The following is a 24,735-nucleotide window of genomic DNA, read 5'->3' as shown; positions in this document are numbered from 1 at the left end:
GTAATCTTTTATAAACTCTTACACTTTATTTTTGTTAGCATCCATAAAATTTTAGATATTTTTGAATATTTTCTTGTATATATTTAATACTGTGATTACCAGGGAATACATGATTTTGAGAGTTTATGCCCTTTCCTTTTAATATTTCATGTAAAATTGAACAACCTTCATAAAACTTACCTTCATCCTTATCTCCAGCATCAAGATAGACATCAATGTGAGAAGAAATATTATTATTTCTTGCAATATTTATTGGATCATATTTTTCCCATATCTCCATATCTTTAAAATATGGTTTGTCTTCATCTTCAAGCTTCAACTCTAAAGCAGGCATGTGTCCTCCTACTTTTGAAAACATATGCTGATGTCTTAAAGAATTGTGAAGAGCTATATAACCACCAGCAGAAACTCCTCCTACATATCTTCCTTCTTTATTTTTTATGGTATTGAAAGTTTTATCGATGTTTGGCACTACTTCTTTTATAAAGTAATCTTCATACATTCCTAAATTTATAATTCTACTATTGTCTGCAGAATCAGATACTTCTTTGCATATTAAGGATGAATTTAGTCCACGACTATTTTCAATTCTTGGACATACAATTATCATGGGCTTAATTTCTCCACTTTTTATCATCTCATCAGCTTTGATATTTATATTCAGTTCAAGCATTATATTTTCATTTCCACTTCTTCCATGCAAAAAATATAACACAGGCAGTGGAGTAAAAATATCATAACCTTCAGGTAAATATACAAGCATTGACATCTCTTTATCTAGTATATCACTATAAAAATTTACTTTTTCTACTTTTGATTTATTCATTTCTATATCACCTCATTTAAAATTTCAACTTAATCATTAGAATAATTTTGCTGTTACCAATAAAAGGCACCTGTATTATAATAACTCTATTTACAGCATAATTCCAGAATTATATTGCTCAAATTTAGCACAATTTTGATATGAGGATATAATTATTTTAATCTGCTACTATTAACCTTGTCCCACTCATTTTATCATAAAATAATTTTTTATCTTTTGAAAAAAAGTGTACTGTGACATTTCGTATAACTGCTAAGTTTAATAAGAATACTAAAATCATTAAAATATAATTAAGACAACTGTTTAATATACTTCGATTTAATATATTACCAATAAAAACTATATAATTTACTCCAAAAAAACCATAATATAGTGCACCATATCTTATAAATACCTCTTTAAATTTTAATTTTTTATCCTTACCTGTAATCTTTATTCTAAGAATCCATTTTCCAAAAGTGCTACCATTAGTAAAATAAGTAATCAATATAAAATAGATGAATACAAATATATATATTTTTAAATGCCCTAATGTAATTATTGATAAAATAATAAAAATCCCCCAATCAAATATAAAAGCTAAGAATCTTCTTATAAAACCAATAGTAATTTGTTCAAGCTGAACACTTTCATCCAGCTTACTAATATTAGGCAATAATTTCATGAATGCTGGTGATATAACATATCCTAGATATCCACCTAAAGTATTTAACATCAAATCATCTACATCAAAAGTTCTATAAGGTGCATTGTAAAAACCATATACTGCACTTAACTGAGTAAGTTCAAAAAATAAAGAAACACAAAATGATATTAATACAATCTTCTTAAGACTCTTTTTAAAATAATAGTTCAAATAAATTCCAAGTGGTAATAACAAAATCCCATTAAAGGCTGCTTGTAAAAAAGCCCTTTCTTTAAATAAATGAAAATAAGTTGAAGGTTTTGCTATCTGAACCTTTGTTTCTCTTAAAATATCTAGTATAAATGTAAATGGTATTAATTGAGTGTGCTTAGTTCCAGGTTTTTGTAAACTCAGTACATCATGTGTTTTAGGCAGTGGCAATATAATAAGATAATATGCTGTTATCAAATATAACAAAAAAGAGTATAAAAATAATGCTCTGTAATAATTGACATATCCATGTTTTCTATATTGATATATCAAAAATGGCAGTGTAAATAATGCTGCAAAAATTGGAAAAGTAATTACTGCTGCCTTTATTGGAATAATATATTCTGACATTTAAACACATCCCCTCATAACTTACAATATATAATTATATAGCTTAATTTTTATAATATAATTTAGTATTCCTTAAGATTTTCTTAAAACTTTTATAAATGCCTTAAAATTCATATATAAAATCCATTGATTAAGGCACAGCTTTTTAGCCGTGCCTTAATAATTTTAAACTAGGTTTTATACATTATTTTATGATTCAACTTTTGCACATACGAAATTTTAATTTAACATAAAAATCACATTGTGACATAAGAGTACAGTTGAAAGTTACCTTTATAATTACATTTACTTATGATGAACTTGATGATGAAGCTGCTGCTGTGCTTGCTACAATGCAAGCTGCAATTGCTGCTTGTTCTTGAGCAATAATAATAGCATTAATACTATTTGCTAGTGCTACCTTAAGTACTCCCTTTTTCATTTCATCTATATAAAAATCACAAACCAAATTAGCTGAAAGTATAGTTCTCATGGATTTATCTAAACTCCACATACCATAACCATCTTTTTCATAAATAAAATCATTAACCTCTTTTATTTCTCTAACTATCTGATTTTCATTTCCTCCAATAAGAGTTAAAACTCCTAGAGTTGCAAGTCCACTATATTTAAGCTTGCATTTTTCATCTTTAAGTTTGTTATAAAGTGAATTTGCTTTTTCACATTTTTCATAAACAGACTCTTCCCCAAGTGCCATAATATGAGATAATGTTTGAAGATCATTTCCCTTCCAAAATCCTTCTTCATTTAAAGCTTTATAACACTCTTCTACTTTTTCCATAGTTTCCTTTACATCTAAATCTGTAGCAGCAAGTACTGCAGCAAAAACATAATCATCAGTAGAAGTTAACCAAAAATGCTTTTCCTTCATGCCTTTGTAAAACTCATCCATTCTTTGAAGTTTACAATTCCACTGTTCTTCAGGTACATCTTTTACTATAGTATAAGTAGCTAGTGGCAAATATTCACTTTTTCTAAAACCATATTGTCTCATTTTTTCATGAACCTCTACCATATTCTTAAAAAAGCTTTTATAATTTTCTTCAAAACTCAAGAGAGTAGATATAATCAATAAATTATTCCCTCTATAATCAGATGTCCATCCTGTTTCTTCCTTTATATAATTTTTTATTTCTTTAATTTTATCTGCATTTACTCTTTCCCCTCTTACAGCATGCATCATTGCACAAAAATGTTTTAATATACCTGTATCCCATTTAAAGTTTCCTTTAAGTTCTTTGTAATTTTCTGCCATCAAATTTGCTTTTTCCTTTATCTCTATATTCATAATATTTTCCTCCGCCATTTCATCTTAATTTTATTATCACTTAAAATATTTACCTTGTACATATATATTAAAAAAAAATATTCAAAAAATGTTAAAGGAAACCTTAAGAAAACCTTAAGATTTATTTTAATGCATCTTACATACTCAATATTGCATGTTAAAAGCAATCTATAGTTTATGTTCATAAAATTAACTACAATGGGATTATAGAGAAAAGGAGGTACTTTATATATGCTGAAAGGATTTATTTTAGGACTTTCAAGTGGGGGGTATTGTCTTGCTTCCTGTATTCCCGTATTTGTTCCATATATTTTAAGTGAAAATAAAAAGACAAAATGGAATTTTATTTGTTTATCAAAATTTATGTTAGGAAGACTTCTTGGTTATGTATTATTTGCTCTTTTAGCGTGGATTACAGGAAACTTTATAATAAAACAATCACACTATAAAGAATTTATATTTGCTATATCTTATATATTTTTATCATTTACTCTTATAATTTACACATTTTCAAAGTCTCATAGAGTCTGCAATATTAAATATTTTAGTAAGTTTTTTAATAACTCAAATAAGGAAAAAAACTTTGCAACTATACTACTTTTAGGATTTTTAACTGGCATAAATGTATGTCCACCATTTATTTTAGCTTTCTCTGATGCTGCTTTCTTTTCCAATGTTATAAGCAGTATTTTATACTTTGCTGCCTTTTTTATAGGCACTGCTATTTACTTTATGCCACTTCCTTTTATAGGTGTCTTAAAAGGAAAACAAATTAAATTAGTAGGTCAAATGTGCTCTTTAGTAATTGGAGTGTTTTATATGTATTCAGGAATTATAATGCTTTTTAGGGAGATGATTTTAAAATGAATAATTTAGAAACTGAAAAGACAGCAGAAACAAGTAAGAATAAAAAAATAATAAAATCAATAATAGCTTGCATACCAGTGTTACTATTAAGTATTGTTTTAATGAGCGGAGGCACTACCCTTCCAAAAGAACCTTTAATGAAAATTTCCCTTTTCATAGTTTATATTTTCATAAACATATTATTTTTTCTTATGGTATACACAAAGAAAACCTATAAATACAGGAAAATATTTTTTGTAACCTATGCACTGCTTTTTGCAGTGAGCTTTATGACTAATTTAATAGAAGTAAGAGGCAGTATTTTCTATAATGAATCTACTTTTATTAATGGAGAAACTCCTTTTTGTCACATGGTAATTCCAATGATCATAATACCTGCTGCTTTAACTAAAACCATAATTTTCCCCGGTTCTCTTTTAACTGGATTTGCCAGCATTGCAAGTATGATAGTTATTTGGCTTGGGGCTACTTTAGCCTTTGGACGAGGCTGGTGCAGTTGGGCTTGTTTTTATGGAGGTTTTGACGAGGGGTGTTCTTCATTATGCAAAAAAACAATATTAAAGATAAGCAAAAAATGGGCTTATCTACCATTTGCTATTTTAATATCCATTGTTTTATTATCTGCAGCTACTCTTTCTCCTGTTTACTGTGATTGGCTTTGTCCTTTTAAAGCAGTTACAGAATCTGAACAAATAACTTCCACAATAGTGTTAATTAAAACTATAGTTTTTTGCTCTTTATTTTTAATTTTGGTCATAGTACTTCCTATACTTACTAGAAAAAGAACTCAATGTGGACTATTTTGTCCCTTCGGAGCTTTTCAATCTCTCTTTAACAAAATAAATATATTTGAGATAAGAATAGATAAGGATAAATGTTTAAATTGTAAAAAATGTGTAAGGGAATGTCCAACTTACTCAATAGATGAAAACAGTCTTTCAAATGGAAAGGCTTTAATAACCTGTACTAAATGCGGAAAATGTATAGATATATGTCCTTCTTCTGCTGTATCTTATCATATAAAAGGAACAAAAATAGGAGTAAAAACTAATTTATCCAGATACCTTTTTCTTTACCCTGCCTATATTTTTGCACTCACAATTGGTGGTGGAGCAATAGTTAAAGGATTATATAGAATTTTAAAGCTTATAACTACAGGCAGTTTTTTTTAAAAGGAAGGTGAATGAAATGATTAAATTAAAAGCTTTTTTAGGATACTTTGCTGCTGTTTTATCTTTGTTTGTAGTACTAGCTACTTTCATAGCTAATGACTGCTTAGCCAAAGAGTTTGTCAATATAACTTCATTAAAGGTTTCTCCCTTATTTACTGGAGGTGAAGTATATAAAACACTTGCTTCTAAAGATGCTGAAATAAAAATACACAAACCTGTATTTCAAGGACTTTTTTCTGATAGATCTGAAGGCTTTGTAGAAGTTGATTATACAAGTAAAAACACACCTAGTGTAATTTCTGAAAGTATAGATTTTGATAATGACGGAAGGAATGATTTTTCCATAAAATATAACACACAAAACAATACTTCTGATTTTAAGTCTTTAAATAAAAATGTTGTTTCCTTAAAAGGAGTATATAAAATAAAAAATGGTTATGCCATAAGAGTAAATTTAAAAAAATAAACTTTATAAAAAATAAGCTCCACCAACTATAATCAATTATAGTCAGTGGAGCTTATTTCACATTTATGTTAATCAACAATTCAATTAATAGTTTTACATAATGTACTATAATACAAATATTTCAAAATGTTTTAATTTCATTTTACTATTGACATTTTTCAAATTATATTTATATAATATATATAGACCAGTCGTTATATTATTAGAAAGGATATTAATTCAATGAAAAATAAAACTGATTCAAGAGAAAAAATACTCACAGCAGCAGCAATGCTTTTTCAAATTAAAGGATATAATGCTACAGGATTAAATGAAATTTTAAAGGAAAGTGATTCACCTAAGGGTTCTTTATATTACTATTTTCCAGGTGGAAAAGAAGAACTGGCTTTAGAAGCTATAAAGCTTACCAATAAAACTATTCAAAGAAGATTACAAAATACACTAAATGAATACTCAAATTCTATTGAAGCTATACAAGCTGTAATTAAAAATATTATGGAAGATTTAAAGAATGATGGAAAATTAAAAGATATTTCTTTAAGTCTCATAGCTTTAGAAACTTATTTATCAATTGAACCTTTAAGAAAAGCCTGCGAATCAGCTTTTCTAGATATACAAAATATGTATACTAAAAAGTTAATTGAAAGTGGATTTTCTAATGAAGCTGCACAAGAATTAGGCCTTTTTATACAAGTGATGGTTGAAGGAGCTATTACAATATCAGTTACTGAAAAAAATCCCAATGCACTCTTGACAGTTAGTAAACAAATAGGTATTTTATTAAATTCATACACAAAGAATAAATAACTCAACTTCGGTAAGCACAAAATTTTGACTTAATATAATGAGCATAATACGACGTAACTTTTTAAGTGGAGTCCGCATTGAATATATGGTGTATAAAAGCCAACCGTTCATTAAGGAGCTCTAATATTAAAAATTGCTTATAACAATGTAATTAGATGCGTACACTTGAACTTGCTAGTTTGAATTTTAACTTTTATGCAGTGATATATGATAAGTGTGTCATCACATTAGCTAAATTGTTTTACTATTATTCTTAGTTCTAAGTTTTGGAAAGCCTTAGAACTTTAGTCCTGTTTGAGGGAACCGAGTTTGACAAAGTTCTTAGGCTTTCCAAAACTTAGAACTTTAGAATAATTAAAACATTTAGCCGTGATGACACACTTATCATATATCACGGAGTAAAAGTTAAAATTCAAACTTCCACTGCATCCTTGCGCCGCAATATTTTTAAAGTGCTTATTTATGCTCTTAATATATAGACTGGTCTATAGAAAAAATTTAAGGAGATTATATTTTATGGAAGCAAAACAAATTTATACAGAAGAAAAACAGCAATGCAATGCAAAAGCAATTATGTTTGTATTACTGCTTGGAAGCTTTATAGCACTATTTAATGAAACAATACTAAATGTGGCATTTCCTAAATTAATGGTAGAAATGCACATTACAGCTACTACAGCTCAATGGCTTACCACGGGTTATGTATTAGTAGTTGGAATTCTTGTGCCAGTTACAGCTTTCCTTATTCATACTTTTACTACAAAACAACTATTTTTAAGTGCAATGATAATTTTTTTAATTGGAACACTATGTGCTGTATTTTCTAATACCTTTACAGCACTATTAATTTCAAGAATAATTCAAGCCTTAGGTACTGGTATGCTCATACCTATTATGATGAATTCAGCTTTAGTAGTAACTCCACCAGAAAAGCGTGGTTCAATAATGGGGTTATGTGTTTGTATAATCACATTGGGACCTGCACTTGGTCCAACAGTTTCCGGTTTACTTCTTCAGCATTTTAGTTGGCACTCATTATTTATGCTGTTAATTCCAATTTTATTGATTTGTATTATTGGAGGTTATATTTATTTAGAAAATATCTCTGTAATAACAAAACCTAAAATTGATTATTTATCCATACTACTATCAACTATAGGCTTTGCTGGTATTATATATTCTGTAAGTTCAGTTGGTACTTCAAGTTTATTATCTACTGCTGCTATTTTTGTAATTGGACTAATAGCATTAATTTTCTTTGGAAAACGCCAATTATCTTTAAAGCAGCCAATATTGGAAATACGATCATTTAAACATCCTGTATTTGCAATAGGTACACTACTTATTATATTAATGCAGATGTTTAACTTTTCAATAAATGTTATATTACCACTACTACTGCAAAATGGTTTAAAGACATCCTCTTTTACATCAGCAATGGCTATATTACCACCAATTCTTCTTGGATGCGTATTAACTCCATTTGTTGGTAAGATTTATGATAAAATAGGCGGAAATATAATCATTCCATTGGGTTTCGCAGTAGCGTGTATTTTTACTTTTGTGTTATCACATATTTCACCATCAACTCCTATAATCACAATTACTCTTATATATTGTGCTATAATGATAGGAATATCTATGGCAATGTCAACCAGCCAAACCACTGCACTTAGTGAATTACCTGGCAAAAATCAAGCCGATGGTGTTGCTATAGTAAATACTGCAATGCAGATAGCTGGTGCTTTAGGTTCAGCTTTATTTGTAGGTATTATGACAGCTTATCAAAATATATATCTGAAAAATATAAATGGTGCTGCAGCTCCAGGTAATCAAGTAAATGCAATATATAGTGGCTTTAATCATTCTATAACAATTGCAGCTTTACTAATTGGAATAGGTTTTATATTGTCCTTAATTCTCAGTAAAAAAAGTAGAGCTAGAAATAATAAAAATTAACATAATGCTCACCTTGACAAAGAAAAATACTTGTACTATAATTTAATCTAAATTGCATAAAATGTTGTGTTTGCCCCTCCCTAAGGATATTTGGAGGGGTTTATTATTTTTAAACAAAGGAGAATTAACTTTATGAATGAGGGCGAACAGTCTATCCAAAAAAAATTATTACTTTTAATTGTTTCACTATTTTGGTTTGGACAATATGTTTATATTCCATATCAAACACCTTATCTTGCTTCCATTGGTGTAACTTCTTCCATGATTGGAACTATTGTTGGTGCTTATGGAATTTCACAATTGCTATTAAGACTTCCTGTAGGTGTTATGGCTGATAAGAGTGGAAGACATAAGCGTTTTATTATGATTGGTGCTTTTTCTTCAGGTGCAGCATCTATATTTCGTGTTATCATGCCAAATGGATTTGGTTATTTAATTGCAAATATCTTTTCTGGACTTGCTTCTGCAATGTGGATTTGTTTCATGATTTTTTATATGAGTTTTTTTTCAAGAGAGGATCAGCAAAAAGCTACTAGTAAAATCATATTAGCAAATAATTTGGGTATGTTGTGTGGATTTATTACCAGTACTTTATTTTATGATAAGCTTGGTATGAATTTTATTTGTACAACCAGTATAGCTGCTGGAATATTAGGTGTTATATTGAGTTTATTTATAAAAGAAAGAAACAATGCTCGTACTTCTTCCCCATCCACTAAAAGCTTGTTGTCAGTATGCTTAAATAAAAAATTAATATTTTTCTCCTTACTGGCACTTATACAGCAAGGTATTCAAATGACAACAACTATGTCCTTTACTTCTCAAATAATTAAGGGATTAGGTGCTTCTTCATTTATTATAGGATTATCTTCAATTATTTATATGCTGTCATCAGTTTTCTGGGCTGGTTTTGCCAGTTCAAAGCTTTGTTCTAAAAAGGGGTCAAGCTTTTGGATTCCTTTTGTATTTTGTGTTATAGCAATATATTGTATTGCTGTTCCTAACCTTCATATTATTTATTTAATTTGTATATTTCAAATTTTACCTGGAATGTCTACAGGGATACTTTTTTCTCACCTTACCGCACAGGCAATGGATGGCATAAGTGCAGATAAAAAGTCTACTGCCATGGGATGTTTCCAGGCAATTTATGCAATTGGCATGACAACATTTCCCCTTTTAGCAGGAAATATCATTGATTTTGCAAATATATCTGCTGCTTACTTAACATTAGCTGTAATTGCAATTGTAGGCTGCATTACTTCTATAAGTTACTATGTTATAAAAAAACCGCATTTTAAAAAACAAGCTAGCTAAAAAATTGGCTTATTTATAACTTAAATAAACTAACAAATCATATAATAAGCTGTAATAAACGTTCTATACCAAAATAAAAGCCATGTATAAATATGAAAACAAACTTAATAATATACATAGCTTTTATTCATAAAAATTTATAATTTTTTTAATTATATATGCATTTATTTTGAGCATACACATATAATACTTCTTCTTTTACCACTGCACTTATTCAAGTTACATATAACTTATAAAGGGAAAGTGAATTGAAACTTCAACCCCGGCTCTATATTCAGAATCTATAGTTATATAATGTCCTAACTTTCCTGCAAGCTTCTGACTTATATAAAGTCCCATTCCTGTTGAATGTTGCTTTACCCTTCCGTTGTAACCTGTAAAGCTTTTTTCAAAAACCCTTTCAATATCTTCTTTCCTTATACCTATACCATTATCCTTTATGCAAAGAATTTTCTCCTTTTGCTCTACCTTGGCATATATTTTTATATTTCCACCCATAGCTGTGTATTTTATGGCATTGTCCAGAACCTGTTTTATTATGAATTTAAGCCATTTATAATCAGAATTAACCTCTATATCCAAATTTTCTACTTTCAATTTTATATCCTTATTTATAAACCAGGAAGCTTCACCCTTTATGCTGTCTTTCACAATCTGTTCAATTTTAACAGTATCTATTCTGTAATCTTTAGAAAAATCATTTATCCTAGAATAAAATAATACCCTTTGAATATAATCTTCAACCTTCTCTATTTCCATTTCTACTGCATATAATAGTTTTTCATTGTCATTATTTAAATTGTTTTCAATTATAAGCTTGGAAGCTGCAATAGGAGTTTTTATTTCATGAACCCAGGTGGTTAAAAATTCAACACTTTCATTGTTATTGTTAATAAGCTTTTCTATTTGTATATTAGCATTTTCATGTAACTTATTAATTGTATCTAAATAAATTTTTTGCTCTGAGTTTAAAGGAGAAGGTAAGCTGTAAATCCAATCTAATCCTTCCTTAGTTATCTTCTTGATTTTACTTATATGACAAGTAATTATACTATAATCAATTGAAAGATATATTAAGAACATCAAAAAAGAAACTGAAACTAAATATTCCGCATTGGATTTTAACATTCTTATGGATTTATCAAAGAAAATTACTCCACCTATAAATATCATTAATGTAATAAAGAAAATGATTAAACTTCTTCTATCCCTTAAATATTCTTTTAAACTCATACTATATACCCCATACTTTTTTGGGTTTGAATGTAATTTTCCAGTCCAATATCCTTAAGTTTTTTTCTGAGCCTTGTAATGTTTACAGTCAAAGTGTTATCATCAACAAAGCTCTCATCCTGCCAGAGACTTCTTATAATTCTATCACGACTTACTATGGAACCTTTGTTTTTCATAAGTATATGAAGTATTTTAAATTCATTTCTAGTAAGCTGAAGACTTTTGCCATTATACATAATAGTGTCATCTTTTAAGTTTAGTATTAAGCCTTTATGTGTAATTACATCTGACTCTAAATCATTAAAATAAGCATAGGTTCTTCTGAGCAGTGCATTTACTTTAGTAAGTAAGATATTTATAGAAAATGGCTTAGTAAGATAATCATCTCCACCCATATTTGTTGCTATTATTATGTCCATTTCCTCAGTTCTTGAAGATATAAAAATTATAGGTACCTTTGAAAGCATTCTTATTTTTCCACACCAATAAAAGCCATCATAAACTGGCAAATTTATATCCATAATCACCAAATCCGGCTTATATTTTATAAATTCTTCTATGACCATATTAAAATCTTCTATTTTTTTGCTCTCATATCCCTGCTTTTTCAAAGCAGTAATTATTTCTTCTCCTATGATTTCATCATCTTCAACTACAAGTATTTTAAACATAAACACACCTTACCTAATGAACATGCACTAAGTTCATTATATGTTTCCTTTCCTTAAAAAAATGTAATATTATTCTTTCCCCCACACAATATTAGTATAGGAATTTACAGTTGTAATGTAATATATAAAGTAAATACATATATAAAATAGCATTATCACTATACAATATTTCATTATTGCTTCATTCATTAAGCTTTGAAACACCATTAAAGCTGCTGTACTGTGACAAAGTGCAATTATTAAAGGCATTCCAAAAGTTATTGATAATTGTTTTGCTACAGACTTCTTTATTTCTTTCTTGTTCATTCCTATCTTTCTTAAAGTTAAATATCTCTTTTTATCATCAGCTGCTTCCATTAATTGTTTAAAGGAAATTATACTTCCTGTTGCTAGGGAAAATAATATTCCTAAAAATATTCCAATAAAAATAAATACAGCTCCGCCCTTATAAAATCCCTGATAAGTATCGTAATAGGAATCTATGTATATTCCTTGTGGAACAACTTTACTTAATTCCTTAGTAAGCTCTTTTGATTTTTGTGGGTTTTGAACTAAATATCCACTTATATTAATAACTTCACCCTTACTGCTTAAATCACTAAAGGCTTTATCCGAAACTACAATAGTTTTTGTTGTTATAAAATAACTTACTACCTGCTGATCTGTAACTTTTTTAATATTAAAATCCATTTGTAAACTGCCTGATTTAATTGAAGTCTTACTATTGATATAATCTTTTTCTTTATTAGATACTTCACCAGATTTAATAAGTAAACATTCATTATCTCCTAAATATATCTTATTTTCTCTATTTTTTATAGCAATCACACTATTGTAATCACTTTGTGATATTATTTTCCCTTCAAAATCATCTTTTTGCAGCACAGGCAAATTAACCTTTGCATTTATAAGCTTTAAATTATTTACTGAAATCAATTTGTTATCATTATATTTATTTATCACACTTCCAATTTTTTCACTTAATTCTTTATTTGTATTCATAAACTCATAAGAAAAAGGCATACTCCTAGTTATATCTTGTTCTGTGGTTTTATAAAAAGAATAAGCTGTTCCAATAGAAGTCAAGGTTACTGAACTTAAAAGTGAAATAATACAAAGAGTTTTTGCATTACTTTTTATTCTATAAAGAATTTGAGCTGTAGACAGCATATTTTGTCCTCTATAATAAAACATTTTATTCTTTTTAATAGCTTGTACAAATATTATAATTAAACTATTAAAAAGCATATATGTACCTATAGATACTAAAATAACTATTGGTATACCCAATCTTATAAGCTGTACTGTAGTTTTATTATAAGACATAAAGTACCCTGATAAAATAAATACTAAGGATAATACTGACATAAACCACGATGCTTTTGGTGTTTTTTCTCCCTGCTTTTGTGCACTTAAAAGCTCTATTACCTCGTACCTATATATTATACTGTAACTGTGAATAGAATTTAATAAGAAAAGTATAAAAAATACCAAAATGGTTATATAAAAAGCTTTAAAAACAATAGTAAATTTTATATTCAGAGTTTCCCTCATTAAATAAATGAGCATAAGCGAAAAATATTTTGAAAACATCACTCCTAAAATTATTCCACAAACTATTGATAAGCTGCCAATAATTAAATTTTCATAAAATAACATTTTTGCAATTTGCTTTTTTTCCATACCAATCATGGAATATATACCTATTTCTCTTTTCCTATTCTTTAAAAAGAAGCTGTTTGAATACCATATGAATATAAAAGAAAATAAAGCAACTATAATAGCTGAAGCTTTAAATATAAGCTTAACTGTAGGCTTATTATCTGCAAGCTTTACAAATACATCATTAAAAGCAATAGAACAAAAAATATAAAATATCATAACTGAAAATACAGCACTTACAAGATACATAATATAATTATTGAAGTTTTTCTTCACATTATTTACAGCTAAATTAATGAAGGTCACTGTTTTCACCTCCAAGTGCTGATAATACCTTTAGAATTTTATCAAAAAATTCTTTTCTATTTCCATTACTGATTATTTCAGTGAACAAACTGCCATCCTTTATAAATATAACTCTTCTACAAAAACTAGCTGCAAAAGCATCATGAGTTACCATTAAAATTGTAGCATTTTGTTCCTTGTTCAATTCACTCATACAGTTAAGCAGTTCTCTTGATGATTTAGAATCAAGAGCGCCTGTCGGTTCATCTGCCAGTATAAGTTCTGGATTAGTTATTATGGCTCTAGCTGCAGCTGTTCTCTGCTTTTGTCCACCTGACACCTCATAAGGATATTTATTGAGTATACTTTCTATACCTAAAGCCTCTGCTATTTTCTCCACACTTCTTTCTATTTTCTTAACACTAACTTTAGAAAGCGTTAAAGGCAGTATTATATTTTCCTTTAAAGTTAAGGTATCAAGCAAATTATAATCTTGAAATATAAACCCTAAACATTCTCTTCTGAACCTTGAAAGTTCAGGTTCCTTTAAATGCACTATATCTTTGCCTCCTATGTTTACATTACCAGAAGTAGGCTTGTCTATAGTAGCTATAACATTTAAAAGTGTGGATTTTCCTGCTCCTGATGGTCCCATGATTCCAACAAAGTCTCCCTTTTTCACTTCAAAACTAATTCCATTTAATGCATTTGAAACATTTCCACCATGACGTCCGCCATATACTTTTTTTATACTTTGTACAGTTAATACTTTCATATTGTAAATCTCCTCAATATTTAGTTTCAATTCTTAACTAAATTATACAGAGCATTTATAATATATACCATTTCTTTACCTTACAATATGAGCAAATCAATGTTACATTAATGTAAGGATGTAAAAATAAGTAATATAACTCCATATGATAACTCTTCATTTATTTGCTTGAATATATAATCCTCTATTAATACTTAAATCCTAAAAGATTCCAATAATTTAAAAACCACATATATAGTATTCCTGTAAGAGCTACAAGCAAATAGCATACTCTAGCATATAATTTACTGTTTTTCTTCATCCAATCCATTACTATAAAAACTAAAAAGAGTAAGTTTAAAATTAAACTCAATATTGGCACACATAGTAACAATTTAGCCCCCATACTTATGCCATATCGTGTTGGTTCTCCCAGTACAAATAATGCTGCAATAAAGAAAGTAACATTTAATAAGCTTATTACAGAAGCCATGTAAAAATTAGTTTTTTTCAAAGGATTTGTCTCACCATTTTTCTTCTTTATCCTATTATAAATTATCCTTCCAATAGAACATATAACTACAATTAAGAATATTATTAAAGAAAATAAAGCTACTCCTATTTGCACGCCTGAAAGCTCATACCAATTAAGCTTTTCATACGTACCATGCCAGCTGTCCTGCTGCTGTGCCAAGTAATAAATTTTTCCAGCTTCATTCTTCTTAAATATAATATACTCCCCATTGTCAGCCCTTTTAAATACTAATGGTTCTACTTCAGTAATATTAGTAGTATATTCATTTCCTACAAAAACATCTTTACCTTTAAGTGTCAAAGTTTTTTCATCTTTTAAACTTATAGTTAAGCCTTCACCTTCTGGAAAGGCATCCCCTTTATGAAAAGTACTTACAGGGTTTTCGCTAAATCTATATGTGCCTACAAAATTCTTTAAATCACTTTTCCCTGTAAAAACATTTTTATTATCTTTTACTGCTTCTTTTTGTGGAAAATATTTTTTAACCATTTCCCCTACTATTTCATCAGGTACATTATTCATTCCTTGATTTACGGATATAAAAGCCCCTAAATTCTCCTCTGGAAACAAAGTCATATCACTGTATATATTATCTGGTGAATATCCAAGATGTTCAATAGCTCTATATCCATTTATAATTTTTTCATTAAATCCATAAGCCATTCCTGGAAGTTTTTTATCAAAGGCTGCATGTTGACTGTGCATATTAATGGCTGTACTTTCCTTTAATATTCTTTCATCTTCATATGAACCATTATTTAAGTGTGCTATCATAAATTTAGCCATATCTTCAGAAGTTGATATTATGCCTCCAATGGCATAATTATTGAAATATCCTTCCACTTCCTTAGCCTTTGAAATTTTACTATTTTCATAATTGTAACCACTCTCTAATCCTTTTGGATTCATATCTCTATTTAATGTGGAATTGTTCATTTTTAGTGGTTTAAATATGTTATTTTCAATAAAACTATTAAGAGGTTTTCCCGAAATCTGTTCAACAATTCCTCCTGCTAGTGCTGTATCATAACTGCTGTAATTTATAATATTTCCTGGCTTTCTTACCACCTTAGGCAAATGTTTTTTTAAGAAATCATTCATAGACACTAAATCTTTTCTATCCTTTGACAAATCTGCTATTCTGTTATCATCTATTCCTGATGTATGTGTAAGAAGCTGTTCCACTGTTACTGGATTTGAATATTCATTTTTTAAACTATACCCTTTTAAATACTTATTTACATCAGTTTTTAAATCCACTTTGCCTTGTTCATAAAGCTGCATCATTGCTGTATAGGTAAAAAGCTTTGATACAGATGCTATTCTTATTAATGTTTTATCTGCTGTCATAGGTACTTTATTTTCTAAATCAGCATATCCATATCCTTTGCTAAAAATAACCTGTCCGTCTTTAACAACAGTAATTACTGCTCCTGGAACGTGCTGCTTTTCCATCTTTTTTTGAAAAGCAGTGTCCATAAATACTTTCAAATCATCTTTATTACTTAACAAGTCATCATTTGAATTAGTCTCTGCAAAAACTGAAATGCTGTTTCCAAAACATATTATAAACATTGATATAATTGCAAATATCTGTTTTACCAACTTATTTTTTAAGAAATTTATATTTTTTTTAGATCCTTCATAACACATGCTCATGTTCCTCCATAACTTTAGCATCTTAAGAAATTAACTAGCATTTTTCTTAAGATTACTTATTTAAAGTTTCAAGTTTAGAACTATACATATTCTTTAACTTTAACCTTTAAATAAATTATAAAAAACAGCTTTAGCATGAGCCATTTATTTACCTTACAATATCCATTAAATAAAGTTACATTATTGTAAGCATGGAAGCTTAACTTCAAGTTAAATGCAGAAACATTATTAATTTTATCTGAAAATTTATAATTTAAAAGCAAATATTAAAACCAAGAATTTTTGATGTTTTAATGATAAACTTTCAAAAATTCTTGGTTTTTTAAATTTATTTAACTCATTGTTTTATTTAATTGTCAACTAAAAATATATTTATGACATATCTACTTTTTTATCCTTATTTATTGGAATAGGAACAATATCTGGAATCATGAGATTCTCAATATCTGCCTTCAAAATGTTAACAGCCATTTCAATTTCTCCTCTTTCCAAATAATCAATTAAAACCATATGCAAACTGGTTCTACTATAATGCTTTCTCTGTACAAAGCAAATAGTTTGAATATTCATGGCATCTTCCAGAAGTTTATATGCATAATGATTGCCATAAATGGAGAACAATTTCAAATGAAACTGACAATTATAATTCCAACGAACCATAAAATCATTATCTGGACAATTGGTGTGACCCATGCAAATATTTTTCAATTCTTTTATTGAGGTTTCATCTATATACATGCAATAATTTTCTAAAAAAGAACACTCTAAAGCAGAACGAAATTTTGTAATTTCCAATAGTTTATTAGAACTTGGCTGAATAATTTTATAACCCTGCCTTGGAATACTGGCCAATATATGAGTTCCAATAAGCTGTGTAAGCGCTTCACGTATAGGTGCACGACTAACGCCATACTTTTCCATTAAAAATTTTTCAGTTAAGATAGTATTTGGAGAATATACTCCATTAATAATATCAGAAAATAAAGCATTATAAATTTGATTTTTTAATGTATCCAAGCTTTTTTCACCCATAAAACGACCTCCTTATGCCAATATTGTTGTCAAGTTATTATACATTTAAAAAGAAAGGAAGTCAATATAAAAAGACTTGGTTCCAATCAATAAATAATTCAACATCTGTGATCATATCACAAAATAGTACATACCATTATTTTTTACATTAAATTTGAAATTTTTTCATTATATATCCAATGTAATCAAATACATTGCACAAATATCACATATAATATTGATTATTACATTTTCCTGTGATATGATTAGGTTGCATGTTGAAGTATACAATTACATAATATAAAGCAATAATTATTACTATTACAGCTATACTAAATATTCTTGTAATCATATTAGGAAGAAAAATAATTAATTATTATATATTAGGAGGTATTTTTAATGAATAAAATTCAATATGATAACTACGTTAAAATATTAAAAGGAGAATTAATTCCTGCTATGGGATGTACAGAACCTATTGCTATTGCATTTACAGCTGCAAAAGCAAGAGAAGTTCTTGGGCAGATACCAGAAAAAATGCTTGTTCGATGCAGTGGAAATATTATTAAAAATGTAAAGGGAGTTATCGTACCTAATTCTGGTGGACAAAAAGGTGTAGAAGTAGCAGCTATCTTAGGTGCTGTAGCAGGAAAAGCAGATTTAGAGCTTCAAGTTATCAGCGAAGTACAGCAGGAAGACATTGATAAGACTAAAGAATTATATCAAAAGGGAATCTGCAGCTGTGAATTAGAAGAAGGAGAAGAAAATCTTTTCATTCGTGCAGAATTAACAGCTGGACAGGATGTTGCAGCCGTAGAAGTTAGAACAAAACATAACCACATTGCCAAAATCGAAAAAAATGGCAAAGTATTATTTGAACAAGCTGATGTTATAACTCAGCAATCTGGAGATAAGTCAAAGCTTAATATTAAAGATATACTTCAATTTGCTAATGAAGTAAACTTGGATGATGTAAGAGATGTTATCAGCACACAAATTAAATGTAATTCTGCTATATCAGAAGAAGGCTTAACTCATAATTGGGGTGCTCAAGTTGGACAAACACTTATGAAATTTGGCGGTAATGATGTTCGTACTAAAGCAAGAGCAGCAGCAGCAGCAGGATCTGACGCAAGAATGAACGGATGTGCTCTTCCAGTAGTCATCAACTCAGGAAGTGGTAATCAAGGAATCACTTGTACTATGCCAGTTTTAGTTTATGCTGAAGATATGGGAGCAGATGAAGATAAACTTTACAGAGCTCTTGTTTTAACTAACCTTATATCGTTACATCAAAAACGTTATATAGGAAATTTATCTGCTTACTGTGGAGCTGTATCAGCAGGAACAGCTGCAGCTTGTGGTATTGCTTATCTAAATGGTGGCGATTATGATACAATAGGAAAGACTATAATCAATGCTGTTGGTAATGTTGGCGGTATTGTATGCGATGGAGCTAAAGCTTCATGCGCAGCAAAAATTTCAAGTTCAGTAGATGCTGGAATCATGGGTTACGAAATGGCAAAACATGGTTTAGTATTCCCATTTGGAGAAGGAATTGTTGAAAAAGATTATGAAAAGACAATTCAGAACATCGGTCGTATGGGACGTCAAGGAATGAAATCCACTGATGTAGAAATTCTTAATATCATGATAGGAAAATAACTTTTTATAATGACTACCGGCTAAAGCCGGTAGTTTTCTTTATAGCTATAAACGGCTAATTTTCTTTTTATAATTTTCTGTATTTAAATCTGCTTTAGTTTTACTTTTGTATAGCCTAAAAGCAGTAAGCATCCATCCCATTCCACATATAATAACCAAAATAGCATATACCCATCTCATTCCATATATAAATACATCATCTCTTCCTACTATATAATCTACAACATGATAACCTATTTTATAGCTCATACAAACATATAAAAAACTTGTAGCTAATGTAACTCCAAAAATTTGTCCTAAATTTCTTGTAAGTGAATTAACACTACCTGCAATACCCAACTTATCTTTTGGAACAGAAGACATTATCAAGGAATTGTTAGATGGTTGAAATAATGCATTTCCTAATGCTATTACACTTACAAAACTTATTATAAGCATTATTGATGATTTTTCATTTAAAAAAGACATAAGTAAAAACCCCATACTTGTAAATATTAATCCTAAAAAAGTTAAAAATTCTGATCCAATTTTATCTGATAAATTGCCGCTTAATGGAGAAAGTACTGCAATAATTAGAGGCTGCACCATCATGATCACTCCTGCGGTCCTTGAAGTTAACTTAAGGGTATCCTGAAGATAAAAAGGTATTAAAATACCTGATGCACTTAAACATACAAAAGAAATAAAAGCACAAAATAAACTTATAGAAAATACATTATTTTTAAAAATATCCAACTGCAAAAGAGGATTATTTATTTTATCTTCCAATTTAATAAATATTACAAAACTTATAATTGATACTACAAAGCCTAAAATAATTATAGGATTATTGTATCCTATTTTTTGTCCCCAAGTTAAAGCTGTAAATAAACATATAACTACTATAAAAAACAGAACTGCTCCTTTCATATCAATTTTTTCACTATTGCTTTCTGATTTAGGAAACACCTTTAAGCCTAATATAAATGCAGCAATACCTAAAGGTACATTAATTAAAAATATATAATTCCATTCCATTACAGATATTATAAACCCTCCTGCAGGAGGACCTATAAGTGTTCCCATTGCTACAAAAGATCCTAAAATTCCTAAAGCTTTACCTCTCTCATTTTTAGGAAATACTTGAGTAATTATTCCTTGATTATTAGCCATATAAGCTGCTGCACCAATTCCTTGCACTATTCTAAAGAACACTAATTGTATTAAATTATTTGAAAATCCACACATAAAAGATGCAAGTGTAAAAATAACTATCCCAAATCTAAATACTCTTATTTTTCCCTTTATGTCCCCTAGCCTTCCAAATATTAAAATTATTGAACAAATGGTCATTACATAACTTACTATTACCCATTCTATAGATGCCATAGAAACTGATAACTTTTTTGACATTACTGGTAGTGCCACATTGACAATGCTAGAATCTATACATGCCATAAAAGACATTGATACAACTACAAATAAAATAGGCCATTTATTTTTATATATATCTTTATTTATCTCCTTCATAATTTATCCTTTCTTTATAATGCTAATAGCACATTATTGATATTTACAATTTAAATTGTTAATCTTATAATATCAATATATACAGTATATTTCATGGATTATATTGCTTTATATTAGCACTATTTTGATAAGGATGTGTTTTTAATGAAGGATTACTCAAACTATTTCTATAAAAAAATGCCTGATGAAAACTTTTTTGTGGATATATTTAAAAAAGAACACAATAATACTGGACCTGCCTTTAACATCCACTGGCATGAACATATTCAATTTTTTTATATTACCGAAGGTGAAGGCATACTTAACTGTAATTCTAAAAAAATAAAAGTTAAAGCTAAAGATATAGTGATTATAAACAGCAATGAGATGCATTATATTGAAAGCTTGTATGATTATTTATCCTACTATGTTATTAGAGTTGGTTTACCATTTCTTTTTAGCAACCAAATAGATTCCTGTCAAACTAAATTTATAGCTCCTTTATCACAAAATTTAATTTTATTTAAACCTTTGGTACGTAATGACAATGATATATTGAATTGTATTAATAAAATAATTGGTGAATACTTTAAAAAAGAAATTGGCTTTGAATTAGCTGTAAAATCATATATATATGAATTGATTGTATTATTAATTAGAGGCTACATAGAAAAAATTCTCACTAAGGAAGAATTCAATTCTCAAGTCAATAATTTAAAACGCTTTAGTGATATACTAAAATTTATAGAAAATAATTTCACTCAGAAAATAACCATTAGCAAACTTGCAGCTATGGCTAATGTGAGCAATTATCACTTTTGCAGACTGTTCAAACAAATCACTGGCAAGTCTACCATAGACTATATAAATAAATTAAGAATAGACAAAGCTATAGACCTTTTACACGAAAACAACCTTAACATAACTGAAATAGCCTTAAATTGTGGATTCAATGATACAAATTATTTCAGTAGACTTTTTAAAAGGTATAAAAATATTTCTCCTGCAAAGTTTAAGAAAAATTCAATTCATATTTAGTATTAAATGCTATAATAATGTTGTTTAACTTGCAGATTTAAAACAAAGTAACAATTCTAATTATATTATAAAAAGATAGCTATCTGAAAATACATATACATTTTCAGATAGCCTATTATTTTTTATAAATGAAATTTAGTAACAGAATTACAAAGAAATTGCATGCTCCCCTTTGGTGCCATCAATCCACGTTCTAATAAATCAGCTAATGCCTTTGTCTTATTAGAAACTTGCTCCTGAGTCCATGAGAATATACCAGGATCAAATAAAAAGCAGTATGTAGATAAAATAATTTCAGCAGTTTCTTCTGGTCTATCACACTGAAATAACCTTTCATCAATACCTTGTTTAATAATATCTGTAATAATTGGAGAAAGAGATGATAATATTTTTGCAAGAGATTTTTGATGTATTGCTGCATTATGTTGTTGATGCAGATATGAATCAATTGAAGATAATATCATAGAACTTCTATAACTTTGAATCAGTAAGGATAGTTTTTCTATAGCATTTACTTTTGAAGTATCAATAACGACCTTACATTTATCAATAATTTCATTATATACACGTTCAACTAGCGCATCAAAAATTTCTTCTTTAGATCTAAAATAATAATATATACTTCCCTTTCCAATTCCAGCTTTTTTTGCAATATCACTAACAGAACAAGTAGCACCTTTTTCCTCTGCCAATAAATCCATCATAGCATTCAGTATTAATTCTTTTTTATCCATTCACAGCACCTACCTTAAATTTATTGTAGCACAATAAATTTAATTTGACCAATGGTCGAAAAAATGATAACATGAATGTATAAATCTGACCGGTAGTCGAATTTATTATTAAGAAAAATCACTATGTAATTAGTTCAACTTATATTTTTATAGGAGTGACCTTTATGATACAGATAATTATTTTTGTAATACTTCTTATTTTAATTATTGGAACCTTTATAACGGAACTTATCATTGGTGTATTGTTGTGGATAAGAAAAATAAGGAAAAAAGTTCCATTAAATAATAAAATCTTAAAATTAAAAAGAAATACCATCATTTTAGGAAGTTTATTTATATCTATGCTTATATTAATAGCATTTAGTCATTTTTCAGCTAGTACTCCCTTAATTGTGGATAAAAATGGAAAGACTGTACCTGAAAGCATTGCTGAATTAAGGAGAGTAGAATTAAATGGCAAACAAGAGTGGGTTAGCATAAGAGGAGAAAATAGAAATAATCCAGTATTACTATTTTTGGCAGGAGGCCCAGGTGGAACCCAAATGGCAGCAGTACGCTATAATCTTCAAAAACTTGAGAAAAATTTCGTTGTTGTGAATTGGGATCAGCCTGGTTCTGGAAAATCCTATTATGCTACAAATATTAAAAACTTAAATGTAAATAATTATATTCAAGACGGATATGCACTAACTAAATATTTATGTGAAACATTTAAAAAGGACAAAATTTATTTAGTTGGTGAGTCATGGGGAAGTGCCCTTGGTATATTTTTGGCTGAAAAATATCCAAAAAAGTATTACAGTTTTATTGGAACAGGGCAAATGATTGATTTTTCTAAAACAGAAGAATTAGATTATAAGAAAGCTATTGAAATAGCTGAGATTAAAAATGATACTAATAAGATTTCAAAACTAAAATCAAATGGCTATCCACCATATTATGGAACAGATGTTACTTGGAAAAGTGCAGAGTATTTAAATTACTTAAGCTCTTATATGGAAAAAGACCCGGAAATATATAATTCTCGATTTAATACATGGAGAGATATCTTTTCACCAGAATATGATCTTATAGATAAGATTAACTTTATGAGGGGACTTATTAATACCTTCAATCATGTTTACCCTCAACTTTACAATATTAATTTAAGAAAAGATTATGCAAAAATAGAAATACCAGTTTATTTTTTTATAGGAAAGCACGACATTAATGCTCCTCTTTCATTAATTGAAGACTATTACAATATTTTAGATGCTCCCCATAAAGAAATTATTTGGTTTGAGCATTCTGGACATAGTCCTTGGATTAATGAAAGTGATAACTTTGTTAATCAAGTGAATAAAATTCTAATTGGAAAATAAAGCAAGTATAGGAAGTGTTTCAAATTAGTAGTTTTAAAAATACAAAATTATACTATAAGATTTTAAATATATCATATTTTTTTGAAAATTTATTTAAAAACAAAGAAAAAATACTTGATAGTTTCGGAATTAATAAAGGATATATTGTTTTAGACTACGGCTGTGGCACAGGAAGGCACTTAAAATACTCATCTAAGCTAGTAGGCGCAACAGGTAAAGTTTACGCTTTGGATATAAATGAAGCTTCTATTGAATTTGTAAAAAAACTTGTAAATAGAGAAAGCCTTAAGAATATTACCTCCATCCTATTAAAGGATAGTTTACAATTAATAAATAATGATTCAGTAGATGTAATATATGCTTTGGACATGTTTCATCAAGTAAAAAATCCAAATAAATTTTTTAAAGACTTACATAGGATGATTAAGAAAAATGGAAGGTTATATCTTGCAGATGGACATCAATCTAGGAAAATTACTAAACAAAAAATTGGTCAATCAAATTTATGGTATATTGAAGAAGAATATGAGGATTATATAAAATGTAAACCAAGAAAAATATAGATATCTTACTAACTCAACTTTCACATTCTAAAAATATTACGACGCAAAGGTGCAGTGGAAGTTTGGACTTTAACTTTTACTCCGTGATATATGATAAGTGTTTCATCACGGCTAAATGTTTTAATTAT

Annotated in this window: 21 protein-coding genes; 10 read left to right on the top strand and 11 right to left on the bottom strand. The window is 28.5% G+C overall.

All coding sequences use genetic code 11. The features are described from left to right. Positions 1–34: 34 nt before the first annotated feature. The 3 genes from EG57_RS0214330 to EG57_RS0214320 all read right to left on the bottom strand — a co-directional run bounded on the left by EG57_RS0214330 (position 35) and on the right by EG57_RS0214320 (position 3,360). Positions 35–826, bottom strand: a complete 792-nt coding sequence (locus tag EG57_RS0214330) for an alpha/beta hydrolase (RefSeq protein ID WP_032077879.1) — start codon at positions 824–826, stop codon at positions 35–37. 157 nt (positions 827–983) lie between these two features. Continuing rightward, positions 984–2,072 carry a VanZ family protein gene (locus EG57_RS0214325; RefSeq protein WP_032077878.1) on the bottom strand — a complete coding sequence of 363 codons (1,089 nt, stop codon included), beginning with the start codon at positions 2,070–2,072 and terminating at the stop codon, positions 984–986. Between the two features lie 289 nt (positions 2,073–2,361). Next, complete coding sequence (locus tag EG57_RS0214320; RefSeq protein ID WP_032077877.1) at positions 2,362–3,360, bottom strand: DUF4003 domain-containing protein; 999 nt, start codon at positions 3,358–3,360, stop codon at positions 2,362–2,364. A gap of 231 nt (positions 3,361–3,591) precedes the next feature. Between EG57_RS0214320 and EG57_RS0214315 the strand changes: the two genes are divergently transcribed. The 6 genes from EG57_RS0214315 (at position 3,592) to EG57_RS0214290 (ending at position 9,948) form a co-directional block, all read left to right on the top strand. After that, positions 3,592–4,227, top strand: a complete 636-nt coding sequence (locus EG57_RS0214315; RefSeq protein WP_084572237.1) for a sulfite exporter TauE/SafE family protein — start codon at positions 3,592–3,594, stop codon at positions 4,225–4,227. Beyond that, complete coding sequence (locus EG57_RS0214310) at positions 4,224–5,399, top strand: 4Fe-4S binding protein (RefSeq protein ID WP_032077876.1); 1,176 nt, start codon at positions 4,224–4,226, stop codon at positions 5,397–5,399. The genes EG57_RS0214315 and EG57_RS0214310 overlap by 4 nt, the downstream gene beginning before the upstream one ends. Positions 5,400–5,415: 16 nt before the next feature. Next, positions 5,416–5,865, top strand: coding sequence for a hypothetical protein (locus EG57_RS0214305; RefSeq protein ID WP_032077875.1), 450 nt, complete (start codon positions 5,416–5,418; stop codon positions 5,863–5,865). A 222-nt stretch (positions 5,866–6,087) separates the two neighbouring features. Then, positions 6,088–6,672 (top strand): TetR/AcrR family transcriptional regulator, encoded by a 585-nt coding sequence (locus tag EG57_RS0214300; protein WP_032077874.1) that lies wholly within the window; start codon positions 6,088–6,090, stop codon positions 6,670–6,672. A 516-nt stretch (positions 6,673–7,188) separates the two neighbouring features. Then, positions 7,189–8,631, top strand: coding sequence for an MDR family MFS transporter (locus EG57_RS0214295; protein ID WP_032077873.1), 1,443 nt, complete (start codon positions 7,189–7,191; stop codon positions 8,629–8,631). A 132-nt stretch (positions 8,632–8,763) separates the two neighbouring features. After that, positions 8,764–9,948 (top strand): MFS transporter, encoded by a 1,185-nt coding sequence (locus tag EG57_RS0214290; protein ID WP_032077872.1) that lies wholly within the window; start codon positions 8,764–8,766, stop codon positions 9,946–9,948. 219 nt (positions 9,949–10,167) lie between these two features. Here EG57_RS0214290 and EG57_RS0214285 read toward each other — a convergent pair whose 3' ends face one another. The 6 genes from EG57_RS0214285 to EG57_RS0214260 form a co-directional block, all read right to left on the bottom strand. After that, positions 10,168–11,181, bottom strand: coding sequence for a sensor histidine kinase (locus tag EG57_RS0214285; protein ID WP_032077871.1), 1,014 nt, complete (start codon positions 11,179–11,181; stop codon positions 10,168–10,170). Next, on the bottom strand, positions 11,178–11,852 hold the full coding sequence (locus EG57_RS0214280) for a response regulator transcription factor (RefSeq protein WP_032077870.1): 675 nt from the start codon (positions 11,850–11,852) through the stop codon (positions 11,178–11,180). The genes EG57_RS0214285 and EG57_RS0214280 overlap by 4 nt, the downstream gene beginning before the upstream one ends. A 69-nt stretch (positions 11,853–11,921) precedes the next feature. Beyond that, positions 11,922–13,820, bottom strand: a complete 1,899-nt coding sequence (locus tag EG57_RS0214275) for an ABC transporter permease (RefSeq protein ID WP_032077869.1) — start codon at positions 13,818–13,820, stop codon at positions 11,922–11,924. Beyond that, complete coding sequence (locus tag EG57_RS0214270; RefSeq protein WP_032077868.1) at positions 13,807–14,574, bottom strand: ABC transporter ATP-binding protein; 768 nt, start codon at positions 14,572–14,574, stop codon at positions 13,807–13,809. Before EG57_RS0214270 ends, EG57_RS0214275 begins: the two co-directional genes overlap by 14 nt. Positions 14,575–14,761: 187 nt before the next feature. Beyond that, positions 14,762–16,741: a serine hydrolase domain-containing protein gene (locus tag EG57_RS0214265; protein WP_032077867.1), complete on the bottom strand. Its 1,980-nt coding sequence runs from the start codon at positions 16,739–16,741 to the stop codon at positions 14,762–14,764. 378 nt (positions 16,742–17,119) lie between these two features. Then, positions 17,120–17,779 carry a GntR family transcriptional regulator gene (locus tag EG57_RS0214260; RefSeq protein WP_032077866.1) on the bottom strand — a complete coding sequence of 220 codons (660 nt, stop codon included), beginning with the start codon at positions 17,777–17,779 and terminating at the stop codon, positions 17,120–17,122. Between the two features lie 378 nt (positions 17,780–18,157). Between EG57_RS0214260 and EG57_RS0214255 the strand changes: the two genes are divergently transcribed. Beyond that, complete coding sequence (locus EG57_RS0214255; protein WP_032077865.1) at positions 18,158–19,423, top strand: L-cysteine desulfidase family protein; 1,266 nt, start codon at positions 18,158–18,160, stop codon at positions 19,421–19,423. Positions 19,424–19,468: 45 nt separating this feature from the next. Here the strand turns inward: EG57_RS0214255 and EG57_RS0214250 are convergent, their stop codons facing one another. Continuing rightward, complete coding sequence (locus EG57_RS0214250) at positions 19,469–20,932, bottom strand: MFS transporter (protein WP_032077864.1); 1,464 nt, start codon at positions 20,930–20,932, stop codon at positions 19,469–19,471. 144 nt (positions 20,933–21,076) lie between these two features. Here EG57_RS0214250 and EG57_RS0214245 point away from each other — a divergent pair, with 144 nt between their 5' ends. Further along, a complete protein-coding gene (locus EG57_RS0214245; RefSeq protein ID WP_032077863.1) occupies positions 21,077–21,949 on the top strand; it encodes an AraC family transcriptional regulator in 873 nt (290 codons plus the stop codon). Between the two features lie 122 nt (positions 21,950–22,071). Here EG57_RS0214245 and EG57_RS0214240 read toward each other — a convergent pair whose 3' ends face one another. Beyond that, a complete protein-coding gene (locus EG57_RS0214240) occupies positions 22,072–22,683 on the bottom strand; it encodes a TetR/AcrR family transcriptional regulator (protein WP_032077862.1) in 612 nt (203 codons plus the stop codon). A gap of 164 nt (positions 22,684–22,847) precedes the next feature. On the opposite strand from EG57_RS0214240, the gene EG57_RS0214235 reads away from it, so the two are divergent. Next, on the top strand, positions 22,848–24,044 hold the full coding sequence (locus EG57_RS0214235) for an alpha/beta fold hydrolase (protein WP_032077861.1): 1,197 nt from the start codon (positions 22,848–22,850) through the stop codon (positions 24,042–24,044). A 14-nt stretch (positions 24,045–24,058) separates the two neighbouring features. Beyond that, positions 24,059–24,607 carry a class I SAM-dependent methyltransferase gene (locus EG57_RS0214230; protein ID WP_052037923.1) on the top strand — a complete coding sequence of 183 codons (549 nt, stop codon included), beginning with the start codon at positions 24,059–24,061 and terminating at the stop codon, positions 24,605–24,607. The last annotated feature ends 128 nt before the right edge of the window (positions 24,608–24,735 follow it).

The organism is Clostridium drakei (genome assembly GCF_000633595.2).
Taxonomy (GTDB): domain Bacteria; phylum Bacillota; class Clostridia; order Clostridiales; family Clostridiaceae; genus Clostridium_AM; species Clostridium_AM drakei.
The sequence above is the reverse complement of the archived record's forward strand: the minus strand, read 5'-3'. Positions and strand labels throughout refer to the sequence as shown.